Source organism: Streptococcus sp. (assembly GCF_041802885.1).
GTDB lineage: Bacteria > Bacillota > Bacilli > Lactobacillales > Streptococcaceae > Streptococcus.
The window spans coordinates 46,567-53,807 of record NZ_JBHCHN010000049.1 but is presented as its reverse complement, the minus strand read 5'-3'; the positions used below and the strand labels follow the sequence as shown (position 1 = coordinate 53,807).

The following is a 7,241-nucleotide window of genomic DNA, read 5'->3' as shown; positions in this document are numbered from 1 at the left end:
TTGGAACAAGCCATCACGGATTATATTTTTTACTACAACAACAAGCGCATTAAAGCAAAACTAAAAGGACTTAGTCCTGTTCAGTACAGAACCAAATCCTTTCACTAATTATTTTTTGTCTAACTTTTTGGGGGCAGTACACTCCCCCCTTCTTCTTAGTCTTTGAAGTCAGAAAGATAGCCTTGGAGGTCTTGAACCATTTGGCGGCGACCTTTGAAGCGTTGCCCACTGATGAGGGCTTCATAGTGGACTTGGTCTTTTTCTGAGAGCTGCTGGCGGTATCTCCGTAGCATATCTCGGAGGAGGACCTTGTCGTCACTGAGCATCCCTCTTTCTGCGACTAAGTGGCTGAGCTCGGTGATGTCCTCATGGTTCATGCGGTCGAACTTACGTTTTTGGCTTTCCTGGCGACGGACCTTGTCCTTGATGTAGTTGCGGAACTTGACCTTGAAGTAGCTGTAGAGTTTGGCTGGCTCTTCTTCTATCCCTGGATGGGCTTGGAGCAGTTGGTAGAGAATCAACATCCCTTCCTGGTCCCAATCGCTTTTGCCCCATAGCTTAATGTAGTAATCCTTGCGAGCCCTGTGGACTATCCCTTGGACTTTCTTGTAAATGCGTTCAAATGACATGGTGTCTCCTTTCTTTATCTCTAGTATAAAGTGGAACAGCCTGGCTGAACAGGACATTTTTGTCAGGAAAAAGAACCTCAATAAAATTGAAGTTCCTATTTTTAGTTATAAGTAATCTTTTTTGTATTGGACAAGTTCTGATTGATTGCACCAGACATAATGACCTGGTTTGACTTCAACCATTTCTGGTTTGTCAACACTGTAGTCATGCTGATCAGGGTTGTAGACAATCAAAGTTTTCTGGCGTTCCAAAATTGGATCCGGAATTGGAACTGCAGAAAGCAGGGACCGCGTGTACGGATGAATCGGGTTTCTAAATAATTCTTCCGTTTCTGCGACTTCAACAATCACTCCCTTGTGGATAACTGCAATCCGATCTGAAATGAAGCGAACAACAGACAAATCATGGGCGATAAAGAGATAGGTTAAACCAAGCTCTTTTTGCAGTTGTTTGAGCAAGTTGAGAACTTGGGCCCGCACAGAAACATCCAATGCAGAAATCGGTTCGTCTGCAATAACTAATTCTGGCTGCATAACAAGAGCACGGGCAATACCAATCCGCTGACGTTGTCCACCCGAAAACTCATGCGGAAAACGGGTCAGATGCTCGGCAAGGAGACCAACATCATTTAGGATAGATCGAACTTTAGCTTGCCTGTCTGCTTCATTGTCGTATAATTTGAAATTATAGAGACCCTCAGAGATGATATAATCAACGGTTGCCCGTTCGTTGAGACTAGCAGCTGGATCCTGGAAGATCATTTGAATCTTACGGATGAGCTCTCGTGATTTCTCGCGTGAGAGCTTGCCGTTGATCTTTTCTCCTTTATATAGGATATCTCCTGCACTGGTATCGTTAAGGCCGATAATGGCACGTCCAATGGTTGTCTTACCAGAGCCAGATTCACCAACAAGAGAGAAAGTTTCTCCCTTATTGATGAAGAAATTAGCATTTTTTACGGCAACAAATTTCTTGTGACCTTCTCCGAAAGAAATTTCTAAATCTTTAATTTCAACTAATTTTTCAGTCATTTCTTCCTCCTAACTAATCTCTTCTACTGACATTTTTGCCTTGATCTTTGCATGCAAATCTTGGATAACAGCTGGTTTTTCAGCAACGGGTGCTTCTGGGTGCAAGAGCCAAGTTTTTGCCCAATGACTTTCGGTCACATGGATAATTGGCGGTGCTTCTTCAAAATCAATCTGCATCGCAAATTCGGAACGAGGCGCAAAAGCATCTCCCACCACTGGTGTAAAGAGCGATGGCGGAGTTCCCGGAATGGAGAAGAGTTCTCCTTTTGAATTTGCTAGCTGAGGCAAACTTGAAAGCAGACTCCAAGTATAAGGATGACGCGGATCATAGAAGATGTCCTCAACCGTACCAAATTCAATCACTTCACCAGCATACATCACAGCAACCTTATCGGCAATGCTGGCAACAACACCCAAATCATGGGTGATGAAAATGGTGGTGAAATTGTATTCACTTTGTAACTCTTTCAGCAAGTCCAAAATTTGTGCCTGGATGGTTACATCTAGGGCCGTTGTTGGTTCATCACAAATGAGGATATCTGGGCGGCAGGCTAAGGCAATAGCAATCACAATCCGTTGCCGCATCCCTCCGGAGTATTGGAAGGGGTACTCATTGAAGCGTTTTTTGGCTTCTGGGATTCCAACCCGCTCCATATAGTTGATGGCCATTTCTTTGGCTTCAGAAGCCGACTTTCCTTGGTGTTTGACAATAACCTCAGAAATCTGACGACCAATGGTGACCAAGGGGTTCAAACTGGTCATAGGATCTTGGAAGATAGTCGCAATTTTGGCACCACGAATTTTTTCCCAATCTTCGTGTTTCTTGATAGCAGTCAATTCTTGGCCACGATAAGTAATGCTGCCTGACGCCACACGGCCATTTTCTTCCAACATTCCTGTAAAGGTCTTGGTCAAGACCGATTTACCAGAACCAGATTCACCAACAATGGCTAAGACTTCTCCTTCGATAAGGTCTAGTGAGACGCTACGAATTGCGGTCAAGACGCGGTCACGAACATCAAACTCCACGACCACATCTTTGGCGGATAATATTACATTTTTATTTTCTGTCATATTTTCTCCTTATCTGTGGGTACGTGGATCACTGGCATCAGACAGGTTTTGCCCAACGATAAATAGTGAAAAGGAAACGAGAACAAGGGCTGTCAACGGAATCCAGAAGAGGTAGGCATTCGTAGTTACATTTTGAGCATATTTGGAGATCAGTCGTCCCAAACTTGGTACTGTCACTGGCAGACCAATCCCAAAATAGGATAGAAAGGCTTCTGAAGAAATATATCCCGGCAGACTTTGAGAAGCCTGGGTCACAATGACCGATACAAGCTGAGGCAGAAGATTCTTCACTACCAATTTAAAAGTTGGAGTTCCCAGAGTACGACTAGCTAAGTTATACTCCAAATCACGGTAACGCAGGATTTGCACACGAATAGAATAGGCAACATGAACCCAACCAAAGATACAAAAGGCTAAAATCAGATTCCAGAAACCAGCACCAAGTGCGTAAGTCATAATGATGATAATCAGCAGATAAGGAATGTTGGAGATGATATTATAGACTTCCATCATAATCTTATCAAAGCCTTTTGAGACACCCCAAATTCCACCGACAATAACCCCAATCACCAAGTTGATGACTGTAGCAATAAGGGAAATGAGAATGGAATTTCTAGCCCCATACCAAATACCATCAAAGAGGGAATGGCCATTGGCATCTGTTCCAAACCAATATTTGGCATTCGGCCAATTGTAGCGGGAACTAAAATCATTGATTTTACTAACATCGCTAAAGTCATAGTTGGCAAACATGGGATAAATGAAACTCATCAGTACAATGGCAATAAGGATGACGAGCATCAGGACGGTAGATTTCTTCTTAAAAAACTGACGAAATACCGAGTTCCAGTAGGAATAGGCTGGCGAATCAATCACTTCGGAGGCAAAATCATCACGTTTGACAAATTGAAACTTACTTTTATCAATAGTTGACATTATTTTCCTCCTTTCGCATCTAGCTTAATACGTGGGTCAACCACTGTCATCAGCAAATCACCCAAAAGGAGTGAGAAGATAGACAGGGCTGCAAATATAAACGACAAGGCAACGACCATATTATTGTTACTTGCGTTGATAGAATCAATCAGCATTTTACCCATCCCCGGGAAGGCAAAAACAGACTCTGTAAAGGTAGCACCAACAATAACACTGAGAATTGAATAGGGAATACTATTCACAACGGGTACCATGGCATTTCTCAAAATATGATGTCTTGAAATTTCAGACTCTGACAGTCCTTTGGAGCGGGCAAATCGAACATAGTCGCTGGTTTGAAGGTCAATGAAGTAACGACGAATCCAAATCGCTGTCCCTGGAATGGTCAACAATCCCAAAAGAAGGGCTGGAAACAGGTAGGATCTGGGATCAGAAGCTCCCAAAACTGGGAAGGTGTCTGGTAACCCAAATAGCTTTCCAAGTGAGAAGCGGAAAATATAGATAAAAGCGATACTTGGCAAGGCCATCAAAAAGCTAAGGGTGGCAGTAGTGAGCGAGTCAAAAACCTTGTTTTTATAACGGGCCATGAGAATCCCCAATGGGATACCAACAAAATAGGAAATCACCACACTAATCAAGCCGATAATAGATGAATTGACCAACATAGATGGATCTTGATATCGAGTCTTGGTAGCTGTATAAGCATCCCCTTCTCCAAAGTTGGCAATATCCTGTTTATCCGCAGAGGACGGAGATTTGTAAGTCCGACTATAAATATCGATAGAGGACTGCTTAGTTACTCCTGTCGGGAAGGTTACATCTGTTACTAGGGTCTTCCCTTGACCTTGAGTGAGGACTTCCAAGACTGGGATATTGGCGTAGGTTGGATAGGATAAGCCCATATCTAGGGTCACAAATTGTTGATGAATAAATGGAAATTGTCCGTTGAAATAGAGGAGGTACTTATGCTTAGTGCCTGATCCAACCAAGGCCCAACCAACTGATGGATCCTTTTCAAAACGCAGGTAGCGCTCTAAGTCTGGATTTTTTTCATCCTTGATACGGTTGGTATGATCAATCTGAATCAAGTTCCCATAAAAGTCAAGTACCCGTTGATAAATAGGGATTTCCCTGGTAGCGTAAAAGAGCTGGCTACCTTCGAACTGGTGAAGTTCCCAGTTGCTACCCAAATCTGCGATATACTTTTCATACATTTTCTTATTGCTAGCAGCTGGATCAGTTGTTGTACTGCCATATGCTTCCTCAGCAGCTTCATGAAGTTCCTTGGAGTTGAGGTAATCAATATAACCCATTTTCTCAAAAACGGTATTGACATAGTCCGCTCTACTATCCGGATCTTTTGCTACTTTGACGTATGTTGGATCTTTCTCAAAAATCTTCCTTCTAGGTACCATCGTATAGATAATCGTATAAATCAGAGTGGTTACCATAAAAAGAGAGAATAAAGAGCGTAAAATCCGCATTAGAACATACTTCTTCATTTTGTGTTTCCTCTCCAAATTTCAAAAGAACTTCCTCTAAAACTCGTAGAGAAAGTCCTTTTTGAAAAAGTTCTTTAAAAGTCCTTTATTTTTCTACATGGTCCGCAAGCTTCTCTTGTGCTTCTGCATTTGATTTCGCTTTTTCTTTCAACCATTTTTCGCGTTTAGCATAGACATCTTCGGCCTTGTTGGTTTCAGCGCCAACTTCCATATACTTGAAGTAGTATGGATTACCTCCGCCTTTGATACCAATATCACCCGCTGCTGCAGTGTATGGAAGCACCTTAGATACACTTGGTGTTCCACCCAATGACATGAAAGGAATTACAATAGCGCTATCTGTCAGCCAGGCTTGAGCTTCTGCATACTTTTCATAACGTTTGACAACATCCAATTTCTCATCAGAAGCTGCTTTCAAAAGTTCGTTATACTTATCCAAACCAACAGCCGTGATAATATCGGCTGATTTTGCATCAATTCCGATCTTAGTTGCATTCGCACCTGAGTTGGTTTCAAAAATATCCAGATAGGTTGATGGGTCTTGGTAGTCAGGTCCCCAACCACCATAAGAAATGTCATAGTCATTTTGCTCTGGTGTTTCGGTATAGAAGGAGATATTCTGGAAGGTATCCGCATCGACCATTTGAAGATCGATGACGACATTATCTGTTCCAAGAGCTGCTTCAATAGATTGTTTCAATGAAGAAGCCTGTTGCACACCAATTTCAGAGCTTTGGTCAACAGCCATATCGAGGTGAATTGGGAATTCTACACCTTCTGCTGCAAGGCTAGCTTTTGCTTTTTCAAGTTCAGCCTTGGCTTTTTCCACATTGTAGAGACCGTTTTGCGCATCTGAGAAGTCTACGTCAGCCCACTCATCACCGTAAGAAACAACTTTTTCTGTTACAAGGTCGCCAAATGATTTTTCACCAGCACTGACGAAGCTTGGCGGAACCATCAGGTTACGCAAGGGTTTATCAGTCGAATCCTTACCAACATTCTGTGAAACATAATTTTCGCGATCAAAGGCAAAGGTCAAGGCTTGGCGGAAGTCTTTGTTGAGAAGGGCCTTCTTGGTTGAGGTCTTCTGTGCATCTGTTGTCTTAGCAGTATGACCATAGTTGGTCCGGTTCAAGTTTAGAGCAGTGTAATACGTTGTTGCATCTTGCAAACTATAGACAATATTGTCCGCATATTGTTTCTTAACAGAAGCATAGCTGGATGAGTTTGGATAAACACGAGCATTCGTGTAGTTTCCATCTGTGAAGCCTTTGATCAAGGACTCGGGATCTTGTCCATCATAGAAAGTTAACTTCACATTGTCAATTTTTACATTATCAGCATCCCAGTAATTTTCATTCTTCACATACTCAATGGATGACTTAGAAGTCATGGCACTGATGCGATAAGCTCCATTGTAGAGGATGCCACTTGGTTCAGACTTACCGAAGTCTTTTCCTTTGGATTCAAGGAAATCCGCATTGACTGGCAGCATGATGGACATGGTCAATTTAGAGTTCCAGAAAGGTTCTGGCTCATTCAGAGTATATTGAACAGTGCGTTCATCCAGAGCTTTTACACCAACGGTTGAAAAGTCTTTTGATTTACCATTGACATAGTCGTCCAAGCCTGCGATTGAGCCTTGGATGATATAGAGACCTTCAGATTTTGTGTCCACAGCGTGCTTGATAGAGGTCACGAAATCTTCCGCTGTGACATCTGCATATTCTTCACCTTCAGCGGTGTACCATTTTACGCCTTCACGAAGGGTGTAGGTATAGGTCAAGCCATCTTTGGAAACTTTCCAGTCTTCTGCAAGAGATGGAATGAGGTTGCCGTACTTGTCATTCTCCAGCAGACCGTCCACCATATTGGTCACAATATTTGAAACTTGGGCACGGTTAAAGGCGATATAGTCCAAAGAAGTTGGATCTTCGGTATAGACATAGGAATAAGTGGTTTCTTTTCCTGAACCGCTATTAGATGAAGCGTTTCCACAAGCTGCTAAAAAACTAGTAGAGAGCAATGTGACGCTGGCAATAGCTGCCATTTTTCTCTTTTGCATAAT

General features: G+C 42.5%; 7 protein-coding genes. 1 reads left to right on the top strand and 6 read right to left on the bottom strand.

What is annotated here, in order from left to right; translation table 11 throughout:
- Positions 1-108, top strand: a 108-nt coding sequence (locus ACEYCN_RS06605; RefSeq protein WP_373713498.1) for an IS3 family transposase, incomplete at its 5' end; no start/stop codon positions are given.
- Between the two features lie 47 nt (positions 109-155).
- On the opposite strand, the gene ACEYCN_RS06600 is transcribed toward ACEYCN_RS06605, so the two are convergent.
- From ACEYCN_RS06600 to ACEYCN_RS06575, 6 genes are all read right to left on the bottom strand, one after another.
- Positions 156-629, bottom strand: a complete 474-nt coding sequence (locus tag ACEYCN_RS06600) for a sigma-70 family RNA polymerase sigma factor (RefSeq protein WP_373713496.1) — start codon at positions 627-629, stop codon at positions 156-158.
- Positions 630-734: 105 nt separating this feature from the next.
- Positions 735-1,661 carry an ATP-binding cassette domain-containing protein gene (locus ACEYCN_RS06595; protein ID WP_373713495.1) on the bottom strand — a complete coding sequence of 309 codons (927 nt, stop codon included), beginning with the start codon at positions 1,659-1,661 and terminating at the stop codon, positions 735-737.
- 9 nt (positions 1,662-1,670) lie between these two features.
- Positions 1,671-2,735 (bottom strand): ABC transporter ATP-binding protein, encoded by a 1,065-nt coding sequence (locus ACEYCN_RS06590; protein ID WP_373713494.1) that lies wholly within the window; start codon positions 2,733-2,735, stop codon positions 1,671-1,673.
- A 9-nt stretch (positions 2,736-2,744) separates the two neighbouring features.
- The gene (gene oppC / locus ACEYCN_RS06585; RefSeq protein WP_373713493.1) at positions 2,745-3,671 is read right to left on the bottom strand and encodes an oligopeptide ABC transporter permease OppC; all 927 of its coding nucleotides are present in this window, start codon (positions 3,669-3,671) and stop codon (positions 2,745-2,747) included.
- Positions 3,671-5,173 (bottom strand): ABC transporter permease, encoded by a 1,503-nt coding sequence (locus tag ACEYCN_RS06580; RefSeq protein WP_373713492.1) that lies wholly within the window; start codon positions 5,171-5,173, stop codon positions 3,671-3,673. Before ACEYCN_RS06580 ends, oppC begins: the two co-directional genes overlap by 1 nt.
- Positions 5,174-5,258: 85 nt before the next feature.
- The gene (locus ACEYCN_RS06575; RefSeq protein WP_373713491.1) at positions 5,259-7,238 is read right to left on the bottom strand and encodes a peptide ABC transporter substrate-binding protein; all 1,980 of its coding nucleotides are present in this window, start codon (positions 7,236-7,238) and stop codon (positions 5,259-5,261) included.
- Between the last annotated feature and the right edge of the window lie 3 nt (positions 7,239-7,241).